General features: G+C 48.1%; 20 protein-coding genes. 16 read left to right on the top strand and 4 right to left on the bottom strand.

Features of this window, described 5'->3' with window-relative positions; genetic code table 11:
* Positions 1 to 16 precede the first annotated feature (16 nt).
* From P6N53_RS11900 to P6N53_RS11875, 6 genes are all read left to right on the top strand, one after another.
* Positions 17 to 1,132, top strand: a complete 1,116-nt coding sequence (locus P6N53_RS11900) for an acyltransferase (protein WP_304543418.1) — start codon at positions 17 to 19, stop codon at positions 1,130 to 1,132.
* A gap of 179 nt (positions 1,133 to 1,311) precedes the next feature.
* Complete coding sequence (ftsE, locus tag P6N53_RS11895) at positions 1,312 to 1,998, top strand: cell division ATP-binding protein FtsE (protein ID WP_304543416.1); 687 nt, start codon at positions 1,312 to 1,314, stop codon at positions 1,996 to 1,998.
* Positions 1,988 to 2,875, top strand: coding sequence for a permease-like cell division protein FtsX (gene ftsX / locus P6N53_RS11890; RefSeq protein WP_304543414.1), 888 nt, complete (start codon positions 1,988 to 1,990; stop codon positions 2,873 to 2,875). Before ftsE ends, ftsX begins: the two co-directional genes overlap by 11 nt.
* A 39-nt stretch (positions 2,876 to 2,914) precedes the next feature.
* A complete protein-coding gene (locus tag P6N53_RS11885; RefSeq protein ID WP_304543412.1) occupies positions 2,915 to 4,042 on the top strand; it encodes a murein hydrolase activator EnvC family protein in 1,128 nt (375 codons plus the stop codon).
* Between the two features lie 152 nt (positions 4,043 to 4,194).
* Complete coding sequence (locus P6N53_RS11880; RefSeq protein ID WP_304543410.1) at positions 4,195 to 5,346, top strand: S41 family peptidase; 1,152 nt, start codon at positions 4,195 to 4,197, stop codon at positions 5,344 to 5,346.
* A 27-nt stretch (positions 5,347 to 5,373) separates the two neighbouring features.
* On the top strand, positions 5,374 to 6,612 hold the full coding sequence (locus P6N53_RS11875; RefSeq protein ID WP_304543408.1) for a PDZ domain-containing protein: 1,239 nt from the start codon (positions 5,374 to 5,376) through the stop codon (positions 6,610 to 6,612).
* Positions 6,613 to 6,668: 56 nt separating this feature from the next.
* On the opposite strand, the gene P6N53_RS11870 is transcribed toward P6N53_RS11875, so the two are convergent.
* Positions 6,669 to 6,932: a DUF3243 domain-containing protein gene (locus P6N53_RS11870; RefSeq protein ID WP_304543406.1), complete on the bottom strand. Its 264-nt coding sequence runs from the start codon at positions 6,930 to 6,932 to the stop codon at positions 6,669 to 6,671.
* Positions 6,933 to 7,042: 110 nt separating this feature from the next.
* On the opposite strand from P6N53_RS11870, the gene P6N53_RS11865 reads away from it, so the two are divergent.
* From P6N53_RS11865 to P6N53_RS11850, 4 genes are all read left to right on the top strand, one after another.
* The gene (locus P6N53_RS11865; RefSeq protein WP_304543404.1) at positions 7,043 to 7,597 is read left to right on the top strand and encodes a uracil-DNA glycosylase; all 555 of its coding nucleotides are present in this window, start codon (positions 7,043 to 7,045) and stop codon (positions 7,595 to 7,597) included.
* Positions 7,598 to 8,026: 429 nt separating this feature from the next.
* Positions 8,027 to 10,045 (top strand): excinuclease ABC subunit UvrB, encoded by a 2,019-nt coding sequence (gene uvrB / locus P6N53_RS11860; protein WP_304543439.1) that lies wholly within the window; start codon positions 8,027 to 8,029, stop codon positions 10,043 to 10,045.
* 159 nt (positions 10,046 to 10,204) lie between these two features.
* The gene (gene uvrA, locus P6N53_RS11855) at positions 10,205 to 13,084 is read left to right on the top strand and encodes an excinuclease ABC subunit UvrA (protein WP_304543402.1); all 2,880 of its coding nucleotides are present in this window, start codon (positions 10,205 to 10,207) and stop codon (positions 13,082 to 13,084) included.
* Positions 13,085 to 13,123: 39 nt separating this feature from the next.
* The gene (locus tag P6N53_RS11850) at positions 13,124 to 14,458 is read left to right on the top strand and encodes a TIGR00341 family protein (RefSeq protein WP_304543401.1); all 1,335 of its coding nucleotides are present in this window, start codon (positions 13,124 to 13,126) and stop codon (positions 14,456 to 14,458) included.
* A gap of 35 nt (positions 14,459 to 14,493) precedes the next feature.
* Here P6N53_RS11850 and P6N53_RS11845 read toward each other — a convergent pair whose 3' ends face one another.
* The 3 genes from P6N53_RS11845 to P6N53_RS11835 are packed head-to-tail and all read right to left on the bottom strand — an operon-like array spanning position 14,494 to position 17,298.
* On the bottom strand, positions 14,494 to 15,642 hold the full coding sequence (locus P6N53_RS11845) for an ABC transporter permease (RefSeq protein ID WP_304543398.1): 1,149 nt from the start codon (positions 15,640 to 15,642) through the stop codon (positions 14,494 to 14,496).
* Positions 15,643 to 15,659: 17 nt separating this feature from the next.
* Entirely contained in the window at positions 15,660 to 16,661 is a 1,002-nt protein-coding gene (locus P6N53_RS11840) for an HlyD family secretion protein (RefSeq protein ID WP_304543396.1), read from the bottom strand.
* Positions 16,648 to 17,298: a TetR/AcrR family transcriptional regulator gene (locus P6N53_RS11835; RefSeq protein ID WP_304543394.1), complete on the bottom strand. Its 651-nt coding sequence runs from the start codon at positions 17,296 to 17,298 to the stop codon at positions 16,648 to 16,650. The genes P6N53_RS11840 and P6N53_RS11835 overlap by 14 nt, the downstream gene beginning before the upstream one ends.
* A 244-nt stretch (positions 17,299 to 17,542) precedes the next feature.
* Here P6N53_RS11835 and uvrC point away from each other — a divergent pair, with 244 nt between their 5' ends.
* The 6 genes from uvrC to P6N53_RS11805 all read left to right on the top strand — a co-directional run bounded on the left by uvrC (position 17,543) and on the right by P6N53_RS11805 (position 23,932).
* A complete protein-coding gene (uvrC, locus tag P6N53_RS11830) occupies positions 17,543 to 19,396 on the top strand; it encodes an excinuclease ABC subunit UvrC (protein ID WP_304543392.1) in 1,854 nt (617 codons plus the stop codon).
* Between the two features lie 48 nt (positions 19,397 to 19,444).
* The gene (locus tag P6N53_RS11825; RefSeq protein WP_304543390.1) at positions 19,445 to 20,242 is read left to right on the top strand and encodes a Cof-type HAD-IIB family hydrolase; all 798 of its coding nucleotides are present in this window, start codon (positions 19,445 to 19,447) and stop codon (positions 20,240 to 20,242) included.
* Positions 20,243 to 20,307: 65 nt separating this feature from the next.
* On the top strand, positions 20,308 to 20,556 hold the full coding sequence (locus P6N53_RS11820) for an HPr family phosphocarrier protein (RefSeq protein ID WP_304543388.1): 249 nt from the start codon (positions 20,308 to 20,310) through the stop codon (positions 20,554 to 20,556).
* Positions 20,557 to 20,570: 14 nt separating this feature from the next.
* The gene (locus P6N53_RS11815) at positions 20,571 to 21,515 is read left to right on the top strand and encodes an ROK family protein (protein WP_304543387.1); all 945 of its coding nucleotides are present in this window, start codon (positions 20,571 to 20,573) and stop codon (positions 21,513 to 21,515) included.
* A 203-nt stretch (positions 21,516 to 21,718) separates the two neighbouring features.
* Positions 21,719 to 22,588 (top strand): RNase adapter RapZ, encoded by an 870-nt coding sequence (gene rapZ, locus P6N53_RS11810; protein WP_304543385.1) that lies wholly within the window; start codon positions 21,719 to 21,721, stop codon positions 22,586 to 22,588.
* 12 nt (positions 22,589 to 22,600) lie between these two features.
* Positions 22,601 to 23,932, top strand: coding sequence for a gluconeogenesis factor YvcK family protein (locus P6N53_RS11805; protein ID WP_304543383.1), 1,332 nt, complete (start codon positions 22,601 to 22,603; stop codon positions 23,930 to 23,932).
* Positions 23,933 to 23,991: the final 59 nt, after the last annotated feature.

The following is a 23,991-nucleotide window of genomic DNA, read 5'->3' as shown; positions in this document are numbered from 1 at the left end:
ACGGAGGTGGACAGGGTTGAGGGGTCATACTAACGGGGTCAGGGATAAGGTGGCGGAACTGGATTTGTTGCGGGCCATAGCAGCTATCTCGGTTATTATCATTCATATTACGGCCACACCCCTGATGCTGGGAATCCAGGGTTCCCCATACCATCTTGCGGTTACCCTGGCTAACCAGTTTGCCAGGTTTTCAATTCCGGCCTTTGTGTTTGTAACTGGTTTTGTGCTTTTTTATAATTATAGGGATTATCATTCAGTCAACTGGTCAGCTTATTTCAGAAAGAGGATTACTTATGTACTAGTTCCTTATTTCCTCTGGAGTTTACTATATTTCCTTTTTAAGCAGTATATTAGCTTCCGGGAAATTAATTTGACCGAAGCCTGGATGCCTTTTCTCAAGGCCCTCTTAATGGGGGAGAGCTTTTATCACTTGTATTTTGTTGTGCTGATATTTCAGTTTTACCTTTTATTTCCCCTGGTTTTACCCCTCTGGCAAAGGGTGGAGAAGCATGCCGGCTTAGTGACGCTGGTTATTTTCGGCCTTTACTTGGCTTGGGTGGCCATGCTTTTCTATAACATTAGACCCTGGTCATCACCTTTAATAAGCTTTCTCTTTAAGTATCAAGGCAAGCTATTTCTGACCTGGCTGGGCTTTTTTGTATTAGGTGCCTACTGTGCCGGCAGGTTGTCTACGGTTAGAGCTTTTTTACTTCGGTGGACAAACTGGTTTGTCCTGGGAGCTTGTGCTTTGCTGGTGGCAATGGTGGCGGAGTTTTATGGGCGGATTGCCCAACCGGGGGTTATTATTTCCTATGCTGCCACATCCATCAGACCCCTAGGTATCCTATTTACGGTGGTCACCATTATGGCCATTATTGCGGTGGCCTTAAAGTATTTGCCTGGAAGTAGCCCCTTAACAAGATTTACCGGAAAAGTTTCCGGCCAGTCCTACGGGATTTATTTAATTCACCCCCTGGTTTTGACCTTTCTTGAGGTGTTTGAAGGCAGATTGGGGCTGGGCTACCACTGGTGGGTGGTGCTGTTTAACCTCCTTCTATGCTGTATGATAAGTTATCTTGGTGCTTATCTGCTAAGTAGAAATTCCTGGACAAGGCACCTCATTGGCAGGTAGCCAAAAGGTCTGGCCATGGGCCAGGCTTTTCTATTATTTGTAAAAAATGGACAAAAAGGAATGAATTTTTGCCGAATATTAAAGGAATTTGCCTTTATTACGTCGAAATCGAAATGTAGCTTACTATGTGTCTTTGTATGTTTTCTTACTTTAAAGGATAAGGTGGACAGCGTAAATCTATGATACAGTTCTACAATGTCTCCAAGGTTTATGATAACGGTGTGAAAGCTGTTTCGGATTTAACCTTAACGATAAAAAAAGGTGAATTTGTTTTTTTGGTGGGACCAAGTGGTGCGGGTAAATCAAGTTTAATCAAGCTGATTTTTCGTGAAGAGTTACCCACCAGGGGTCAGATTATGTTTAATGGCAGAAATGTAGCGCGGATGAAGTCCAGGGAGATACCCCATATGCGCCGGAAGATAGGCATGGTTTTTCAGGATTTTCGGCTGCTGCCCCAAAAAACCGCAGCAGAGAATATTGCCTTCGCCTTGGAAATCACCGGTGCATCAACAAGGGATATTAAAAGGTTGGTACCAGAGGCGTTGGAGCAGGTGGGACTTAAGGGTAAGGATAACTTGCTGCCTGCCCAAATGTCCGGTGGGGAGCAGCAGAGGGTGTGTATAGCTAGGGCTATTGTCAATAATCCCCTCATGATTATTGCCGATGAACCCACTGGTAATCTGGACCCCATTACCTCAAAGGAAATAGCACAGCTCTTTCAGGAAATTAACCGTCGTGGCACCACCATTTTAATGGTCACCCACGACAGTGGCTTAGTAAATAACTTAAAGAAACGGGTTATTGAGGTGGCCGGTGGAGTTGTGGTCCGTGACGAAGAGAGCGGGGTGTACAGCAGTGAACTTTAACACTCTGAAGTACTTTTTTCGAGAGACCTTTACCTCGCTGGTTAGAAACAGCTGGCTTTCCATTTCTTCCATTGGCATTGTTACCGTTTCCCTTATTATTTTAGGTTGTTCCTTACTGTTGGTGGTTAATGCCGATAAGTTGGCCCAGTCGGTGGAGAGCAGTGTTGAGATAACTGCATTTCTGGATGAAAACGTTGGAAAAGTAGACCGGGATGAAATTGAAGCTAAGGTAAAGAAATTGCCTGACATTGAGATTGTCCAGTTTGTTTCCAAGGAGGAAGCTCTGGAAGATATGAAGGATAATCTTGGAGACAGGGCAGATATCTTGGAAACCCTGGAGAAGAGTAATCCCCTGCCGGATGCCTTCAGGATTAAGACCACCAGGGCAGAGGTTGTGCCCCAAATCGCCAAGCAGCTTGAGGAGATGAAGGGTATAGAGCAGGTGCGTTATGGTCAGGGAGTAGTGGAGAAGCTACTTTCTGTAACTGAATGGATTCGCATTGCCAGTGCTGCGTCACTTCTTTTGCTTACTCTGGCAGCTGTCTTTCTTATTGCCACCACCATCCGCATGTCGGTTTTTGCCCGCAGGAGGGAGATTGGCATCATGAAAATCCTCGGGGCAACCAACTGGTTTGTGCGCTTTCCCTTTATGTTGGAGGGTATAGTTTTAGGCCTGACCGGGGGTCTGCTGGCAGTGCTGGTGGTGGATATCGGTTACATTTCCCTGGTTAAGAAACTACAACTATCCCTGCCCTTTATTCAGCCAGTGGTAGAACCCCGAATGGTTCTGGGTATACTGGGCGTCATGGTTGGACTTGGGGTGCTAATTGGTGCCATGGGCAGTTGGTTTTCTTTAAGGAAGTTTTTAAAAGTATAGCAAGGGTTATATATATTGAAGTTTTTTGGGGGGATTTGGGTGCAAAGATGGACTATTAAATTAGTATCGGTGGGTGTTGGACTGGTCTTGCTGGCGGGAACTTTGTCCCCAGTAGCGGCGAATACCTTAGAAGACCAGCTTCAAAAGGTACGTAATGAGCTGAACCAAAAGAAGGTTGAGGAGCAGAAGGCCAAGGGTGTTGTAAAGGATTACACCAGTCAAATTACATCAATCAACTCGTCAATTGAGCAGAAAAATAGGGAAATTAGCGAACTTCAGAATTCCCTGGCCAGTGCTATGAAAAATGTGGAAGATACCAAAAGGGATCTTAATGAGGCAGAGCAGCGCTTGGAGGAAAGTACCGAGGTATTAAAGAAAAGGGTTAAGGGCATGTATCAAAATGGTACAGTAACCTACCTTGAGGTATTACTGAATTCCGGCAGCTTTTCTGACTTCACCAACCGATTGGAGCTTTTACAGCGCATGGTAGAGAGTGATTCTGCCATGGTGGCAAGGATTGACAAGGAAAAGGCACAAATTGAGGAATTAAAGGTAGCCCTGGAAGCCAGGGCCCAAAGGATTGCCAGCCTAAAGAATGAACAAGAAGCGGCTAAGCAGGTCTTAGCCCAGGCCCAGAAAGAGAAGGAGTCCCTCCTTAACGATGCCAGAAAGGATCTGAAGCAAACCGAGTCTGAGGTTGACAAGCTTGAGGCCCAGGAGGATGCAATTTTAAGACAAATAGCCTTGGAGAATGCCCAGAAGGGCGGCAGTTATGACGGGGGTAAATTCTCCTGGCCGGTTCCTGGCTACACCAATATATCTTCACCCTTTGGCAACAGGATTCACCCTATATTAAAGCAAAACCGTTTTCACTCGGGTATTGATATACCGGCTCCCACCGGGGTGCAGGTCATTGCACCGGCTGCCGGTGTGGTGATATTTGCAGGATCTATGACTGGTTATGGTAATGTGGTAATGATTGATCATGGCGGCGGCGTGGTAAGTCTCTACGGTCATCTCTCCAGCTACCAGGTAAGCAAGGGACAAGGGGTAGCCAAGGGATCAAATATTGCCAAGGTAGGAAGCACAGGTATGTCCACAGGGCCTCACCTGCACTTTGAAGTAAGGAAAGACGGAACAGCCGTTAGCCCACATGGTTATTTATAAACAGGTCGGGATAATTCCCGACCTTCACTCATATTTTATAACTATTAAAAACAACCACACTCCAATAATTGGAAAAAACTTTGTAATTTATATTTCGTTGATGTAGTATAATACTTGTGGAGAGAACCAAATTAGAGCGGGCGGGTGTTAGAGTGAGAAGAAGTTCATTGGCGTTATGGGGACGCCTAACTGTTGTGTTGGCTGCCGTGGTATTTGCCATCGTAATGCTTATTGGCGGAACACTGGCCAGTAATTACAAGGGTTTGGGCAACCTAATCAAAGTGGTTACCCTTGTAAAGGGTCAATATTTATTTGAGGTTGCACCAGAATTGCTGGTGGAGGGAGCCGTTAAGGGATTGGTAGAGGCTTTGGACGATCCCTACTCATCCTATCTGGATTCCAAGACATACTCCCAGCTCCAGGATCAAATCCGGGGTTCCTTTGGCGGGGTAGGGATATTGGTTGGAATTAAGGATGAAAATTTGACGGTAATTAAACCCTTTCCCAACACCCCGGCGGCTGAAGCCGGCATAATGGCCGGGGATGTTATTGCCGCCATCAACAATCAGACAACCAGGGATATGGATACTGAAACGGCGGTGGGCTTGATGAGAGGTCCAATTGGATCTCCTGTGGACCTTACCATTGTCCGGGAAGGAGTCCTAGAGCCTTTAGAGACGACCCTAGAAAGGCGGGAAATAAGTGTACCCACAGTTGAGGGGCATATGATTCCCGAGGAGAATGATATTGGCTATGTTGTCATAAGTCAGTTTACCGAGAATACCGGGGATGAGTTGGTGAAAGTATTAGAGGAGCTTCGCCAGGAGGGTATGAAGGGGCTGGTATTGGATGTTCGGGATAACCTGGGTGGTGAGCTTGGTTCAGCCATCAAGGTATCTGATCAGTTTTTAGGTGAGGGTCCCATAGTACACATTGATTATCGCATTGGCCGGGATCATACCTTTAATGCGGATCCTCCTAAGCTTGATATGCCCTTGGTGCTGTTGGTTAATGGCGGCAGTGCCAGTGCTGCGGAGATTTTAGCCGGGGCAATCAAGGATGCGGGCGCGGGAACTTTGGTTGGTACCAAGACCTTTGGTAAGGGTGTTGTTCAGACAGTTTTTCCTTTGGATAATGGTGCAGGTTTAAAGCTGACCACAGCCAGATATCTGACTCCCCATAGGCATGATATTCATAAAAAGGGAATTGCTCCCGATGTTGAGATTGACCAGAAGCCTGGTGCTGAGGATGATATTCAATTGGCAGCGGCAGTTAAGCTGGTGCGGGAAAAAATACAGAAGTAGATTCTCCCGATTGGCAGGTGTAAATAAATGTTTCCTTTCCTTGAGGTTACCCCTCTTTTATTTCAAACTCTGGTGGCGGTTATCCTGGATCCACTTTTTCTGCTGGTTGTGGGTATTGTTGCCCTGCAATACAGCAGGATTGGCAAGGTTCGGGAGAGGTTTTTTGGGTTAAGGCCCAGGGGACTGTGGCTGGATGTGTTGAAGGCCACTGCCTTTGGCCTGCTGGGGGGGGTTATAGCCAGCTATCTGATGCTGGTGATAGGTCTGACCCTTTCCGGCTCGGGCCTGTTATATCTATGGCCCCTGGCTATTTTGCTAATGTTGATTGATGCCAGATTTCTATGTTTTGCTTATGCGGGTGGGATATTGGCTTTTAGCTCCCTTGTTTTTGGCTGGCCTAATGTAAGTGTGCCCCAGGTCCTTGGCCTGGTGGCCATTTTACATATGGTTGAGGCCTTTCTTATTTATGTCAGCGGACACCAGGGAGCGGTACCTACCTTTATTAAGAATACCGAGGGTAAGGTAGTTGGCGGCTTTGCCCTGCAGAAGTTTTGGCCCATCCCCCTGACAGCCCTGGTGGTGGTTGGGGAGACTACCATGCCTAACGGCGGTGTGGGTATGCCCGAGTGGTGGCCCCTTATCAAGGGAGGCCTTGGTGATAATGCAAATCATTTAATCTACTCACTAATGCCGGTGGTGGCGGGTCTAGGCTATGGCGATTTGGCAGCTTCTCGAACGCCGGAGCAAAAGGGCAGGATTTCTGCAGTTATATTGGGCTTTTACAGCTTGATTTTGCTGGGGCTGGCAGTGTTGGCCGACAGATCCTGGCTTATGGCCTTGGTGGCAGCTATGTTTTCACCCCTGGGACATGAAATGGTCATCTATATAGGTAAGAAATTGGAATTTGGTAGATCCATCTATCAACCTCCTAATAAGGGAGTGAAGGTTTTAGATGTGGTTCCTGGTTATCCGGCCTGGGAAGCCGGGATTCGCTCCGGGGATATAATTATTGATGTAAATGAAATGGAAGTTAACAGCAGGCAGGGGCTGGAGTTTGCACTGGGTGTCTACCAGCAGCCCCAGATAACCTACTGGTCTGCCAAGGATGATAGGGTTTTTAGAGAAGGAATTCATTTCGGTGATAAGGAAATGCTGGGTATCCTGCCGGTACCCGAGGGTAATGAAGAGAGCTTTATGGAGCTTTCCACCGGCGGCCCCGTTAGAAGATGGTTTAACAATTTGCTAGGGAAGAAGGGCCCCCAATAGCCGAACGGAAAGACCACGCCGTGATGGACGTGGTCTTTCATGAAATCATAGAGTTATTATCGGGAGCGGCTGGCTAGCTTAGTCATCAGTCGAGCGATAACTTCTTGCTCTTGTTTGTCGGCTACATCCCAGAGCTCCTTCAGGGCCTTTTGCTCGGGATTGGCAGGCTGCACGTTGTCAGCCAGAATTGCCCCGGCAGTCATGGCGTAGTTGTCAATCTTATCCCGGGAGATTCCCAGTTCTTCCGCAAACTCCATGGCTTGGCCCAGGTATTTTTTCCAATTGTCCCAACTGGTGTTGGCTTTGCTTAAATCCAGCATAATTTTTCCTCCTTAAGATCATGGTTTTGTTTCATTCAATAGTTTGGCAATAAGGAGTTAATTTATACATTGATGGAAATTATTATATTTAAACTAATTGGAGGCAAGTGATGAGTTTAGAGCAATTGGCTTCAGATATGCAAAACTGCAATAGGTGCACTCTGTCAGAGGGTAGAAATAAACTGGTCTTTGGCAATGGTAATCCCCAGGCTAAGCTAATGCTTATCGGTGAGGGACCCGGTAAGGATGAGGATGAGCAGGGAATGCCCTTTGTTGGTCGTGCCGGACAGCTTTTGGACAAGATATTGGCTGCCATTGATCTATCTAGGGAGCAGGTCTTTATAGGTAATGTGGTTAAATGCCGCCCACCCAATAATCGGGTGCCAACCAAGCTGGAGGTGGCAGCCTGTCTGCCCTACTTATATAGGCAAATTGAGCTGATTCAGCCTAAAATTATTGTTCTTCTGGGCAGTACTGCCTTACAAAATCTCATCGGGCCAGAGGCAAGAATAACTAAAATGAGGGGTCAATGGCTGGAGACCCAGAGTGGTATCCTGATTATGCCCACCTTTCACCCGGCGGCGGTTTTAAGGGACCCCAATAAGCGAAGGCCGGTGTGGGAAGATTTTCAAAAGGTTCAGGAAGAGTATCTTAGATTAGGTTGAGGTTTATGATAAAGAACAGCCCGGGTTCCCGGGCTGTTATATTTTATAGGCGTATAAGGATATTAGACTTGCAAGAAGAATGGTAGCTATTATACCTAAAGTCACAACTAAAATGGGCAGCCACTTTATTTGACGGAGCCATTTTTCAGTTTTGACCGTAAGGAATATCTTGATCATAAATTTTCACCTTTTTCCATTATTTATATTTATATGTAGTGTTACCAATTTTTAGAATGAGGAAACTTGAACCTCTTTTTAGGGGTGATTTCCCCGGAGATTCTATATATTGCTAAAGCCAAGAAACTAATAGAATTTCTAAACAATAGAAAGCAAGGGCTTCACCTTTGCCCCTGGTCTCCTGTAGGACGGGTTTTTTTAATTGACCAGAATGTTATAATATTAGGTAGAGTTAAAAAGCAGGTGATTACTATGGAATTTAAACTTAAATCCCCCTTTAGCCCCCGGGGTGATCAGCCGGCAGCCATCAAAGGATTGGTTCAGGGGCTTCAGCAGGGTATCAAGCACCAAACCCTATTAGGGGCCACTGGAACGGGTAAGACCTTTACCATGGCGAATATTATTCAGCAGGTGCAGCGTCCTACCTTGATATTGGCGCCAAATAAGACGCTGGCAGCTCAACTTTGCAGTGAATTTAAGGAGTTTTTTCCCGAGAACTCTGTGGAATATTTCGTTAGCTACTTTGATTATTACCAGCCCGAGGCCTATATTCCCCATACTGATACCTACATTGAGAAGGATTCCTCCCTTAATGATGAGATAGACAAGCTGAGGCACTCGGCCACCACCGCCCTGCTGGAGCGCAGGGATGTAATTATTGTGGCCAGTGTTTCCTGCATTTACGGCCTGGGTAATCCCGAGGCCTATCGGGATTTAGTTCTTTCTCTGCGGGTAGGCGGCACCTATGAAAGGGATGCCATCCTGCGTAAGCTGGTAGACATACAATATGAGCGCAACGACATCAACTTTAGCCGGGGGAAATTCCGGGTCAGGGGTGATGTTATTGAGATATTCCCGGCCAACGCCAGTGAGCGGGCCCTTAGGGTTGAGATGTTCGGGGATGAAGTGGAGCGGCTGTTAGAGGTGGATGTGCTTACAGGGGAAATCATTGGCCAGCGGCAGCATATAGCCGTTTTCCCGGCCAGTCACTTTGTAACCGATGAAGATAACATTAAGAAGGCCATTGCCGCCATTGAAATTGAATTGGAGCAGCGGCTAAAGGAGCTCAGGGCTGCAGAAAAACTTCTGGAGGCCCAGCGCTTGGAGCAGAGAACACGCTATGACCTGGAAATGATGGCAGAGGTGGGTTTCTGCTCGGGTATTGAGAACTACTCCCGCCACCTAACCGGACGGGCTCCGGGGGAAGCACCCTATACACTGCTGGACTTTTTTCCCGAGGATTGGCTGATAATTATTGATGAGTCCCATGTGGCGGTACCCCAGATTGGGGGTATGTACGAGGGTGACAGATCCCGAAAGACAGTCCTGGTGGAGCATGGCTTTCGCCTGCCCTCGGCCCTGGATAACCGTCCCCTTAAGTTCCCTGAGTTTGAGCATAAGGTAACCCAGGCGGTTTACGTATCGGCTACCCCCGGCAAATATGAGTTTGAGCATAGTACCCAGGTGGTGGAACAAATTATTAGGCCCACAGGGCTGGTGGACCCGGTTATTTCCGTAAGACCCACCAAGGGTCAGATTGATGACCTGTTGGGCGAAATAAGACTTAGGGTGGAGCGGGACGAGCGGGTGCTGGTTACAACTCTGACTAAGAAGATGGCGGAGGATTTAACGGATTATTTCAAGGAGCATGGCGTAAAGGTACGCTATCTCCACTCGGATATTGGCACCATTGAGCGTATGGAGATTTTACGGGATCTGCGGCTGGGTGAGTTTGACGTGCTGGTGGGCATTAACCTGCTGCGTGAGGGGCTTGATTTACCTGAGGTCAGTTTGGTGGCCATACTGGATGCCGATAAGGAAGGCTATCTCAGGTCAGAGCGCTCCCTGATTCAGACCATCGGCAGGGCAGCCCGAAATTCCGAGGGCACTGTGATTATGTATGCTGATAAAATGACTGACTCCATGAAAAAGGCCATGGGGGAAACAGAAAGACGCCGTAAAATACAAACCGAGTATAATATCAAGCATGGAATTACCCCGGAAACTGTTCGTAAGGCGGTAAGGGATATTATTGAGGCCACCAGGGCTGCGGAGGAGCAGGCACCCTATGTGGCCAAGCCTAAGACGGGTAAGCTTACAAAAACTGAGCTAAAGAAGCTCATTGCCAAGCTGGAGAAGGAAATGAAGGAATCTGCCCGCCATCTGGAATTTGAGAGGGCTGCCCAGCTTCGGGATGCCTTAATAGAACTGAGGCTGCAGTTAAGGGGAGATAAGGATATCAAACCAGCCATACCAGAGGTAGTAGAGTAACAGGACACGAGCACCCAGCAGGGTGCTTTGCTAATTATAGGTAGCTAAATCTTACAAAAACCGTACAAATGTTTGGTTTTCGTTGTATTTTAATCCCAGATAAAGTATATTAGGATCATTGATTTTAAGTAAATTAATAAACCAAAAAGGAGTAAGACCATGCAGGATAAGATTATGGTGCGGGGTGCCCGTGCCCATAACTTAAAAAACATAGATGTGGAAATTCCAAGGGACAAGCTGGTGGTTATCACCGGATTGTCCGGCTCAGGAAAATCCTCTCTGGCCTTTGACACCATATATGCCGAAGGGCAGCGCCGTTATGTGGAGTCCCTGTCTGCCTATGCCCGTCAGTTCCTGGGGCAGATGAATAAGCCCGATGTGGACTACATAGAGGGCTTGTCACCGGCCATTTCTATTGATCAAAAAACCACCAGCCATAACCCCCGCTCCACCGTAGGAACGGTCACTGAGATTTATGATTACCTTAGACTGCTTTTTGCCCGGGCAGGACGGGCCCATTGCCCCAATTGCGGCAAACCCATTGCCCAGCAAACAGTCCAGCAAATGGTGGACCAGCTTATGGAGATGCCCGAGGGCACAAAGCTTCAATTGCTGGCCCCTGTGGTCCGGGGTAAGAAGGGTGAGCATGTTAAGATCTTTGAAGATATTCGCAAGAATGGTTTTGTGAGGGTCAGGGTGGATGGGGAAATCTACGAGGTCACTGAGCCCCCTGAGCTGGATAAAAAGAAGAAGCACACCATTGAAATTGTGGTGGACAGAATTATCATTCGTCCTGGCAGTGAGAAGAGACTAGCCGATTCTATGGAGACAGCCCTCAAGCAGAGCGAGGGGGTTGTGGTGGCGGCAGTTGTGGATGGTGATGAGTTTACCTTTTCGGAAAATTTTGCTTGCATTGAATGCGGCATTAACATAAGTGAAATCAGCCCCAGGCTTTTTTCCTTTAACAGCCCCCATGGTGCTTGTCCCCAGTGTACTGGCCTAGGGATTTATCAAGAATTTGATCCCGATCTGATTATTCCTGACCGCACCAAGAGTGTTATGCAGGGGGCCATAGAGGGATGGCACAAGGGTCAAACTGCTGCCGGTTATTTAGCGGGAGTTGCAGAGAAATATGGCTTTAGCTTGGATACACCAGTTGAGGCTCTAGATCCAAAGCAGCTCAAATATATACTTTACGGCACCGGGAGTGAGAAGATTAATTTTAACTTCCGGGATGGCTATGGCAACATGCACAGGTATGTTGTGCCCTTTGAAGGGGTTATAGGCAACCTGTCCAGGCGTTATCGGGAGACCCAATCGGAAATGATGCGGGAAGAATTTGAGAAATACATGAGTGTTAAGCCCTGCCCGGGCTGCAAGGGGGCCCGCCTGAAGCCTGAGGCCCTGGCAGTGAGGGTGGGGGGTAAGAATATTTCTGAGGTTACCGCCCTTTCGGTGGTGGAAGCGGTGAAATTCTTTGTCTCTTTAGACCTGACCCAGAGGGAGCAGCTTATTGCCAAGCAGATATTGAAGGAGATTAACGAACGTCTGGGCTTCCTGGTGAATGTTGGACTTGATTATTTGACCCTGGGCAGATCTGCCGGTACCCTTTCCGGGGGAGAGGCCCAGCGCATCCGGCTGGCCACCCAGATTGGCTCAGGCCTGATGGGCGTCCTCTATATACTGGACGAGCCAAGTATTGGCCTGCACCAGAGGGATAACCAAAGGCTAATTGCTACCCTTGAGCGACTTCGCAACCTTGGCAACACCTTGATTGTGGTGGAGCACGACGAGGATACCATCAGGGTGGCGGACCATGTCATTGATATTGGCCCCAGGGCCGGGCGCCATGGCGGCCAGGTGGTGGCCTGCGGCACCATGGAGGAAATAATGCAGGTGCCCGAGTCTTTAACCGGACAGTACTTGAGCGGCAGTAAATACATTCCGGTACCCTTGTCCAGGCGTCAGGGCAAGGATAAGAGTCTGGTGGTGGAGGGTGCTGCAGCTAACAACTTAAAGAATATTAATGTTGAGTTTCCCCTGGGTGTATTTACCTGTGTTACCGGAGTTTCCGGTTCCGGTAAAAGCACCCTGGTGAATGAGATACTTTATAAAGCGCTGGCCCACCGTTTACACCGGGCTAAGGATAAGCCGGGGGAGCACAGGGCTATTAACGGTATCGGTCAGTTGGAAAAGGTTATTGATGTAAACCAGTCTCCCATTGGGAGGACCCCCAGGTCAAATCCAGCCACCTATACAGGTGTGTTTAACGACATCCGGGAATTATTTACCCAGATGCCCGAGGCCAAGGTTCGGGGTTATAAGCCGGGCCGGTTTAGCTTTAATGTTAAGGGTGGCAGATGTGAGGCCTGCCAGGGGGATGGCATCATCAAGATTGAGATGCACTTTTTACCCGACGTCTATGTGCCCTGTGAGGTGTGCAAGGGGCTGCGCTATAACAGGGAGACCCTGGAGGTAAAGTACAAGGGCAAGAGTATTGCCGATGTCCTTAGTATGGAGGTAGACCAGGCTGTTGACTTCTTCGCCAATATGCCTAAGATTCACCGCAGGCTAAAAACCCTCCAGGATGTGGGCTTAGGCTATGTTCGCCTGGGCCAGCCGGCACCAGAGTTATCCGGAGGGGAGGCCCAGCGGGTAAAGCTGGCCACCGAGCTTAGCCGCAGGACCAACGGAGGCACCATATATATCCTGGACGAGCCCACCACCGGGCTGCACACCGCCGACATCGCCCGGCTTCTGGAGGTGCTGCACAGGTTGGTGGATAACGGCAGCACGGTAATAGTCATTGAGCACAATCTTGATGTGATCAAAACAGCAGATCATTTGATAGACCTTGGACCCGAGGGAGGGGATAAGGGCGGCACCGTGGTGGCCACCGGAACCCCAGAGGAGGTTTGTGCTATCCCGACATCCTACACCGGGCAGTTCCTCAAACCTGTGTTGGAGCGGGACCGCCAGCGCACCGTGTCCGGCTTGGAAGCAGAAGTTAACGACAGGTGCCAGGCACCTTGTCGTTAACTTAAACAGATTAGCATACACTTTCCAGGAGGTATATATATGGCCTGGTTTGAGCCAATAAATGAAAAATCCAGACAGAGGATTTATTTAGAACTAAGGGATAATTCTCACCCGGATGTCTTTTTCTATGTAATGGTGGTTCTTTCAGCCACCATAGCCACCTTTGGGTTGCTCATGAATAGTGTGGCTGTCATCATCGGAGCAATGTTAATAGCCCCTCTGATGACTCCAATTGTTGCCGGTTCCTTAGCCATTACCTTGGCTAACACACGTTTATTGAGAAGTTCAGCTAAGGCAGAGGTAACTGGGATTATGCTGGCGGTAACCATCGCCGTATTTCTGACACTACTTTCACCAACTAAGGAATTAAATGCGGAAATCCTTGCTCGAACCCAGCCCACCTTGATTGACCTGGTAATAGCCCTGGCATCCGGTGCTGCCGGTGCCTATGCCATGTGCTTTCGGCCGGGCAGTGCTGCCCTGCCGGGAGTTGCCATTGCCACAGCCCTGATGCCCCCCCTTTGCGTGGTGGGCATAGGACTTGCCCTTGGCAATAGCAGTGTGGCCGGAGGGGCCTTTCTCCTATTTTTGGCTAACCTTATTGCCATAAGTATAGCTAGCTCCGGGGTTTTTAGACTGGCTGGCTTTACTTCTCGTTTTATCCATCATTCTGAAAGTGATCACATCCCCTTCTTCAAAAATAGACTGGTACTTTCCCTTACACTTCTGGTGTTGATATCTATCCCCCTGGTAGGGATTATGAAGGAAGCGGTTAACCATACCAACACAGAAAAGCTGATTAAACATACTTTGACTGAGAGTATGGCAATATTACCTGGTACCGATTTAACGGATGTTAGCTTTCAGGACAAGAAAGATGACTTTGTAGTGCGGGCAGTTCTGAGATCAAGTAATATAATTAAGCCGGAACACGTTCGCCAGTTGGAAAATGTTTTGGAATATAAACTGGCAAGGCCGGTAACCCTTAATACGCAGGTGGTACTGATTCAAGATGTCAATACTGAAACTTCTACCAGTGCCTACGCAGAGCTATTACCACAGGAAAAGGATACCACGACTCCAGTGCTGGCAGTGGGAGGTACAGTTCCCGAGGAAATAATTGAGACAGTTGTTCAGGAGAAAGTGGCCCTGTTGCCCGAGTATATACTTACGGACTTTACCCTAAGCTATCAACGGAGCAACGGAACCTACATAGTTAACCTATATTTACAAGGACCGGAGGAACTGGATGATAAGTTTAGGCTTACCATTGGCCGGATTCTTGAAGAAAGACTTAAAAGGCGTGTAATCGTGGGAATTACCTTTCACCAAATGTCCTTTGAGACTTCCCTCAACACCAATGAAATCAAATAAGTTAACGGTACGGTGCCTGTCACCGTACCGTTAACTTATTGTTTGGTGTATTGTCGGTTAAAGCAGCAGATGGCCAGGGGTAGTAGAAATGTGGTAAGGCTGGCCAGGATCAGGATGTTGGGGAGAACCTGGGGTAGATCTATGCCCATGAGGGCGATGTCGCGCACGTCCGTAACTAAATAGGTAAGGGGTAGGGCGGCGGATATTAGTTTGGCTGCCAGGGGCATTGCTTCCACCGGCCAGGTAAAGCCGGAGAAAAGGAAGGAGGGTATGGCAACCAGCATGGCAATCTGGGTTGCTTCCAACTCATTCTTGCAAATGAGGGAGAGAAAGATCCCAATGGTCAGGATTGAAAGCATGAATACCACTAGCAGCAGTTCCAGGACTAAGAAGCTTCCACGGAAGGGTACTTGGAACAGGTTGAAGCAAAGTAACAGTACTAGATTAGCACTAATCAGGTTGATCAAAAAATAGGGTATCATTTTACCAAGCACTACCTGGTAGCTGCGGTAGCCGCTAGCCACCAGTTCTTTAAGGGTGCCCAGTTCCTTCTCCCTGGCAATGGCTACGGCCATGTAAAGCAAGACTATCTGTTGTATGGCGGTGCAGGCTAAGCCTACCAGCAAAAAGTTTGTATAGTTAAAGGTTGGATTATACCACACCCTGAGGCGATAGCTTAGGGGAAGGGCTGTAGAACTGGCCTTTTCCGGCAGCAGTCCTTGACCTTCCAGGGATTTAATGCTGATGCCGGCAGAAAGGGTGGATATAATTTCGTTAGCAGCTGACATGACTGAATTGCTATATAACATGTTAGAACCATTTACCACCACCAGCACCTGGGAGCCTTTGCCCTTTTTTATTTGTGAATCCAGGTCCGGGGGAAGTACCACAGCGGCCATAACTTCCCTGTGATCCAGCATTTTCTGCAGTTGCTCCTCACTCTGCACCAGGCCTAGAACGTCAAATTTTTCCGAGTCTCTAAAGGCCTGAATTACCATCCTGCTGGTGGCAGTTTGATTATAGTCCAATACTACAGTGCTGATATTTTTAATGACATGATTACTGTACATAATCCCGAACATTAACAGATACAGGGTGGGAATAAAACACATAATCAATAGTAACCTTCTATTGCCCTTCATGTACTGCCATTCTCTGGCAGCCACTGCAAGAAGTTTGCTCACTTCATTCACCTCCCGGCTTAATCAAAATTTACACTGACATTCATACCGGGACGAAGCTCGGCGGAGTTTACCCTGATTTTAACGTTATATGTAACAATGTCCTTTTCACCCCGGTCGTTGGTGGCCCTGGTGGTGGCAAATTCGGGCTTTCTGCTGATATCTACAATCTTTCCTGTAAAGGTTTTGTCGGGGAGATTTAGGGCCGTAAGGGTAGCCTCATTGCCTTCGCTAACCTTATCTAAAATTGACTGTTCTACCTTGACATTAACCCAGTTTTCCTCATAATCAGTTACTGTCATCAGGGGCAGCCCGGTGGAAACCAGCTCTCCCTGCTCCACATTAATTGAAGTAATTACCCCTGAGCAGGGGGCCTTGATCAGGGTTTCTTCCAGATTAATGTGGACCTGTTCTAGATCCGCCTCTGCCTTGATTAAGGCAGCCTCAGCCCGCTGAATTTCTGCCTGGTAGACATCCACCTGCAGCAGGGCGGCCTTTGCCTTGGCGAGGTTTCCTTCGGCCTTGGTAACCGCTGCCTGGGCAGTTTTATAGTCCTTTTCTGCCTTATCCAGCTCCAGGTCAGATATAGCCTGGGCCTTGTGCAATTCGGCTATCCGCTGGTAAGTTTTGCTGGCTAAAGCCTCTGCTGCCAGGGCCTCGGACAGAAGACCTTCGGCGGACTGAATGTCGGCGGCGGTACTTCCCTGGTACAGGTTAGTGGTGGCAGTGGCCTTAGCTATATCCCCCTTGGCGGCGGCAATGCCGGCCAGGGCCTGGGATTCCCGGCTTTTTAACTCTTGATCGTCGATCTTTGCCAACACATCTCCTGCCTGTACCCTTTGGCCGTCTTGAACCAGCAATTCTATGACCCGTCCGGGAATCTTGGTATTTACATCCACTTCCCGGGCCTCCACAATGCCGGTAATGCTGCTTACTGTTGTCCCTTGATTGGAACAGCCGCTGATTAAAAGAATTATGGATAGGATTAGCAGCCCGGATAGGTGCTTTTTAATTGGAATCATTTACACAGTCCTCCCTATGGGTAAGAATTCCATTGAAGACAAAATCAATGACATGCTGCAAGCGAGACTCCAGCATATCTTCAGACATCATATCCCGGGACCACATATGCTGAACCAGCTCCCTGCGGGTGAAATAAACCAGGCATAGGGAGTGGATGCTTAGTAGCACCTGGCGAATATCCAAATCGGCCCTAAAGACTCCCTTTTCAATGCCCTCATGGATTATTTCCCCCAGGTTGGCCTGGGTCAGCTCTAAAAATTGGGGCAGCACTTTACTGCCAAAGCGTCCCCTGTTCAGGGCTTCCCAGCTCACTAGCCGAACAAACTGCTCATCGCTGGCTAAGAAATAGAAGTAACTGCGCAGGGCCCTTACTGCGTTTTCCATGGGGTCGTCCCCTGGGATGTAGGTTTCTTGACCTAGGTCATTGATTTTATTGTAATTGTGGCGCAGCACCTCCACGTAAAGGTTCTCCTTGCTGCCAAAGTAGTGGTAGATCATCCTCTTATTTATCTCAGCAGACCTGGCAATATCATCAACCCTGGCCCCATCCAAGCCCTTATGGGAGAAAATTTCTGCTGCTGCAAGGAGAATGCGGTTCTTACTGTCCTCTGAGCGGCTGAATTCTTTATTACTCATTTAAGACCTCCTATGTCCTAAAAAGTAACTAACTAGTTACTTACCTTTATTTATTAATATTATCCTTCTGCTGCCAATTGTCAAGGTATTTGTTTCTGTCTCCTTTGGCAAATAATAATATTACGTAATATTAGTTTAAGGAAGGGTTTATTCTTTCTTAATGTAACAATGAAAAAATAAAAATAGGGTTCTCGGTTGGCAATAAAAGTAAAATTAAGATACAATAACCTTGGGGGTGACAGATTTGTCCCTAGGTGATAAGACGAAAAATATTCCTTCCCGCCCCGGGGTTTATCTATACAAGGATCATGATGGACAGATAATCTATGTGGGTAAGGCTATATCTTTAAAGAATCGGGTGCGCTCCTATTTTCAGTCCGGGACCAAGTCGGCTAAGGTTCAGGCTATGCTGCGCCGGGCGACTGATTTGGAATATATTGTGACCGACTCAGAGGTGGAGGCATTAATCCTTGAGAATAACCTGATTAAGGAGCACAGGCCAAAGTATAATGTGCTGCTCAAGGATGATAAAACTTATCCTTATTTGAAGGTAACCCTAAACGAGGCTTATCCACGGCTTTTGATTACCCGACGGGTATTGAAGGATGGAGCCAGGTATTTTGGCCCCTTTACCAATGTGGGGGCTGTTAATGAGACCTTAAAGCTGCTGAAAAAGATATTTCCCCTGAGAACCTGCAAGCAAAGGGAAATTGCTGAGAGAAACCGCCCCTGCCTGAACTACCATATCAAGAGATGCCTGGGACCCTGCTGTAAATTAGTTGAGGGGCCGCCTTACCGGGATATGGTCAATGAGGTGGTTCTGTTTTTGGAGGGTAGACAGGAGGAACTGCTCAAAAGGCTGCGGGAGCGCATGGAAGAGGCTGCAGAAAATCTGGAGTTTGAGCGGGCTGCGGAGCTCAGGGATCAACTTCTGGCTGTACAGAAGGTGGTAGAAAGGCAGAAAATTGTGTCCACCGAGCTGGTGGATCAAGATGTGATAGCCCTGGCTAGGGGCTTTGATGAAGCCTGCCTGACGGTCTTTTTTGTTCGGGGGGGCAAGCTCATTGGCCGGGAGCATTATTTTCTGGAGGGGACCGACACTCTGGAGAGGGGTGCAATTATGGCGGCCTTTGTCCAGCAGTTTTATGCTCAAACAGAGTATGTACCGGCAGAAATATTAGTTTCTGAGGAAATTGAAGATATATTGCTTCTCGCCACCTGGCTAACGGGGCTTAGGGGAAGTAAGGTGAATATAAGGACTCCCCGGCGGGGAGATAAGCATAAATTAGTTGAGATGGCTGCCCAAAATGCTTTGCTATCCCTGGAGCAGGCAAGGCTGGAGAGGGAGGCCGGCAGGGATTCCACCGAGGGACCCCTGAAGGAGCTGGCCGCAGCATTAGGCTTGCCCGGACCACCAGGTAGAATGGAGTGCTATGATATTTCCAATACCCAGGGTACGGAATCAGTAGCCTCCATGGTGGTGTTTGTGGATGGCAAGCCCTGTAAGGAGCAGTATCGCCGTTTTAAAATTCAAACTGTTAAGGGGCCCGATGATTTTGCCTCCATGAGGGAGACCCTAGGGCGCAGGTTTAGAAGGGCCAGGGAAGAGGAGAACTTACTAAAGACCGGAGAAATGCCCCAGGTGAAGGCAAAATTTTCTCAGCTGCCTGATTTAATAATTATTGACGGAGGAAAGGGGCAGCTTTCTGCAGCCAGGGAGGCCATGCTGGAGCAGGGCTTCGAGCATATCCCAACCTTCGGCCTGGCCAAGGAGGAGGAACTCCTTTTTAGGCCGGGCAGCCCAGAGCCTATTCGTTTGGACCGGGACTCCCGGGGCTTAAAATTACTGCAGAGGCTTAGGGATGAAGCCCACCGCTTTGCCCTGACCTATCACCGTAAGCTGCGGAGTCAGAGAAATCTTAAGTCCCTATTGGATGAAATAGAGGGAATCGGTTCGGTGCGCCGACGGGAATTATATAAGGCCTATAAAAACCTGGAGGCCATTAAACAGGCCTCGGTAGAGGAACTGGCTAAGGTTCCCGGCATGAATACCCCGGCTGCCGAAGCAGTTTATAAATATTTTCGAGGCACAAATTAAACTGAGTATAGATTAATAAATGGTTGATAATATAAGGAGGACTAGACCTTGAGTAAGTACCGCATGCTGGCCATAGATTTGGATGACACACTGCTTAATAGTAAGCTGCAAATATCTCCCTTGAGTAGAGAGTATATAGACAGGGCCAGGGAAGCCGGGGTCCATGTAACCCTGGCCACGGGCAGGATGTTCCGCTCAGCCCAGCCCTATGCCAGGGAATTGGGATTGGACCTGCCCTTGATTACCTATCAGGGCGCCCTGGTAAAGGAAACAATATCCGAGGAGGTCCTTTTGCACCGTCCGGTACCATTAGATTTAGCCAGGGAGGCTATCAAGTGGATTAAGGAACTGAAACTGCATATAAACGTTTATGTGGAGGATAATCTCTATGTGGAAAGGGTAACACCTGAGGCAGAGAGATATTATCAAATTTCTGGAGTACCTATCCACCCGGTGGGAGATCTACTAAAATTTTTGAATCAAGATCCGACCAAGGTATTGGTGGTGGGGGATGAAGCCTTGCTGGATAATTTGTGGAGAGAGATGGCCCAGCATTTCGGTGAATCCCTGCATATAACGAAATCAAAACCCCACTTTTTAGAATTGTCACACCCCCAGGCCACTAAGGGGCACGCTCTGGATATGCTGGCAAAGGGCTGGGGCTTAAACCGGGAGCAGGTCATCGCCATAGGGGACAGTTATAATGACTTGGAAATGATCGAATATGCGGGTCTTGGAGTAATTATGGGTAACGCCAGGCAGGATGTTAAGGACAAGGCAGACTATGTAACCAACTCCAACGAAGAGGATGGGGTGGCGGAAGTAATCAAAAAGTTTATTCTATAATATTCACAACTACCAGTAGAACTGTAACTGTTTGGGGAGAAATTAAAGAATAGGGGTTGACAGGTATGTTAAAAAAGGACCTGAAAAATGTCATCAATTTAGATCCCCAACCGGCAGCTAAGTTTGTTAAAGCCGCCAGTCAGTTTCATGCAGCTATATGTTTGGAGAAGGGTGGGCACAGGGTTAATGGCAAAAGCATGATGGGTTTAATGGAATTGGCTAATCATAGTGGTGAGGTAATTACCCTTTCCGTTGAGGGAGAGGATGCCTTGAAAGCAATGGAAACGCTAAGCCATCTTTTAGAGGATGAGTGATGGGGGGGTGTCCGGTGAACCAGGACTTGATAGCAGGCATTGACCTGGGAGGTACTAAAATACTTACGGCTGTGGCTGATAGACAGGGGAATATTCTATCTGAGATTTACCTGCCAACTGAGGCAGAGCGAGGAACCTCTGTGATATTAAACAATTTGTGCCGTTCAGTAAGCTTGGCTATGTCCAAGGCAGGCTTCCAGGGGGAGCCTGGGGCCCTGGGGATAGGCGTACCTGGAGCAGTAGATAAAGGAATCGTTCATTTGGCCCCAAATTTGGGCTGGAAAGAATTTGACCTGGGCCGGGAACTGCCCAGGATTTTTAATTGTAAGGTGGAAACGGCCAACGATGCCAACCTGGCGGCCCTGGGAGAGTATGTCTTTGGTGCGGGACAGGGGAGTAGTAATATGCTATATGTTACTGTGAGTACAGGGATTGGGGCGGGAATAGTTTACCGGGGGGAATTGTTCACAGGTGAGTCTGGTACTGCCGGAGAACTGGGTCATACTACCATCCTTCCTGAAGGACCCCTTTGCACCTGCGGCAATTATGGCTGCCTTGAAGCCCTGGCCTCTGGCACCAGTATCGCCCGTCAAGCTAGGGAACTGGTGAAGGCAGGATATGGTCAGGGTATTCTGCCTTACGTGGATAAGCATTTATCTGCCAAGGCAGTGGGACAAGCAGCCAGAAATGGTGATGCTGACGCCATTAGAATTATTGAAGGGGCCGGCAGGTATTTAGGACTAGGTCTTTCCATTGCGGTAAATTTATTGAATCCCTCAAGAATAATATTGGGGGGTGGAGTTATGGATATGAGTGATCTACTTTGGCCCAGCCTGGAAAAGGAATTTAACACCAGGGCACACCGGGGTGCGAAAAAGGTGGTAAAGCTGGTCCCCGCTGCCCTAGGCAGCAGGTCCGGCCTAATGGGGGCAGTTGCCCTGGCCCGGAGGCTCCGGTAAAAATGAAATTTTTATTACCTGTATCAGGTTTAGGCACTTATGGGAAGGCGGAAAAATATTATATGCTATCAAATATTCGTTTCATAAAAATATTTCTGGAAATGCCTGCCCTTAAAGGATAAGTGTTTTATTTGCTTTATTGTGGATGTCCCATTACAATTAAGATCGATTAGAGGCTTATCTATTTTTAGGGGGCGATGATTATGGCAGGCCCAAGGTTGTTAATCGTAACTGGTATGTCCGGGGCAGGAAAAACCCAGGCAGTACAAAGTCTGGAGGATTTGGGCTACTTTTGTGTAGATAATTTGCCCCCGGCCCTCATACCAAAATTTGCGGAGCTATTATCCCAGGCCAACGGCAAGGTTGACAGGGTGGCGTTGGTGGTTGATATCCGTGGCGGGGCCTTCTTTAATCAGGTTATCGAGGTCCTTAATGATCTTACCCAGCAGGGCTACAAGTATGAAATTTTGTTTTTGGAAGCATCCAATGAGACCCTGGTTAGAAGGTATAAAGAATCCCGGCGGCGGCACCCCCTAGATAACCATGGGGAAGTATTGCAGGTGATTCAGGAAGAAAGGGAATTGCTGAGGGAAATTAGAGGCAGAGCCAATAATATTATTGAAACCTCTAGTCTAACTAACAGCCAGTTGAAGGGTCAGATTGTGGCCCAGTATGGTGGGGACCGGAATGATACTAACAGCTTGTTGATTACTGTTATTTCCTTTGGCTATAAATATGGCATTCCTTTGGATTCTGATCTGGTTATTGATGTGAGGTTTCTCCCCAATCCCCATTATATTCCTGAGCTCCGCTGTCTGACGGGTAACGATGAACCTGTTCAGAAGCATGTTTTGTCCCAGGATGTTACTAAGGAATTTATGGAGAAGCTCCTTGACTTCGTTAATTTCCTGATTCCCCATTATCAAAATGAGGGCAAAGCTACTTTGATGATTGCCATTGGCTGTACAGGCGGGATGCACAGGTCGGTGACTCTTGCAAATAAGTTGGGCGATATTTTAACTGAGAGGAACTACCGTGTTAACGTTCGTCACCGGGATATCATGCGAGTTTAGGCGGTGGAATAATTGGCCTCTTTATTAAAATGGCTTTCTCCTGGAATGAGAATAAAAAGATGGCTGACCCTGGCGGTGGCAGGCATTGCCCTCCTTGGGCTGGGTCTTGCCCTTCTGGACCGTCATTTAATTGGCCTGATGGATGACGCTATGGAATTGTTGGCTAATCAATTGGGAGGATTTCCCCTGTGGGTTTTTGGAGTTGTTTGTACGGTGCTGGGCTTATTTATGACTGTGCAGGGTATTAGGATGGGGGTAAATTCCATTATGACAGTGCTGAGACCGGAGCGTTCCCAGCATCTGGTGGAAGAGATTTACCAACGCAGATCCCTCCAGAGGGGGCCGCGCATAGTGGTTATCGGTGGTGGCACTGGACTTTCCAGCTTGCTTAAGGGGCTGAAGGAATACACCAGTAATATTACGGCCATCGTGGCGGTAACCGACGATGGAGGTAGCTCGGGCCGTTTGAGGGATAACCTGGGTATTTTGCCCCCGGGAGATATTAGAAACTGCGTAGTGGCCCTGGCCGACAGGGAAACCTTGATGGAGGAGGTTTTACAGTACCGCTTTACCACCGGTGAGCTGGCGGGACACAATCTAGGCAATTTGCTGCTGGCGGGCCTTAATAACGTATCCGGCGGGTTCGATGGGGCTGTTCAGGCCCTATCAAAGGTTTTGGCTATAAGGGGCCAGGTCCTTCCTTCTACCTTGGAAAATGTAGTCCTGGGTGCTGAGCTGGCTGATAATAGCGTGACCTATGGTGAGTGCAATATATCCTCCAGCGGCTGTAAAATAAAGAGGGTTTTTTTAAAGCCGGCAGTATGTAGTCCCATGCCCGAGGCATTGGCTGCCATTCAGGAGGCTGACGCCATCATTTTAGGGCCGGGCAGCCTTTACACCAGTGTAATACCAAACCTATTGGTACAGGGTGTGGCTGATGCGATAAAGGAGTCCTCAGCCCATAAAATATATATTTGCAATATTATGACACAGCCTGGGGAGACCAGGGGTTACTCGGCCTATAATCATCTAATGTCAATTTTTGAACATGTCGGTCCGGTAGTTGAGCATATACTGGTTAATAGTGAACCCATTCCGGGGCGGCTCCTTAAAAAGTACCGGGAACAGGGGGCTGAACCTGTCAGGATATTGCCCGAGGAGATCACAGCGCTGGGTGTTAAAATTTGGGCTAAGTACCTGGTGCAGCAAACTAATGTTGTGCGGCATCAGCCAGAAAAACTGGCCCGGGCCATCATGGATATAGTGGATAGTAATAAGCTAGCTGCCCTGGAAAGGGCGCCAATGAAAATATATCAGCCTTCCAGAAAAAACAAAGGGATCTGAGCATATTCGTTACTTTATACATTAACTGGTTAGTAAAGTCGGGGAGGTGGGATTCCTGT

Origin of the sequence: Desulforamulus aquiferis (assembly GCF_030577015.1) — a bacterium.
GTDB classification, from domain to species: domain Bacteria; phylum Bacillota; class Desulfotomaculia; order Desulfotomaculales; family Desulfotomaculaceae; genus Desulfotomaculum; species Desulfotomaculum aquiferis.
Note: the sequence above shows the minus strand (reverse complement) of the source record. Positions and strands in the feature narration are given on the sequence as shown.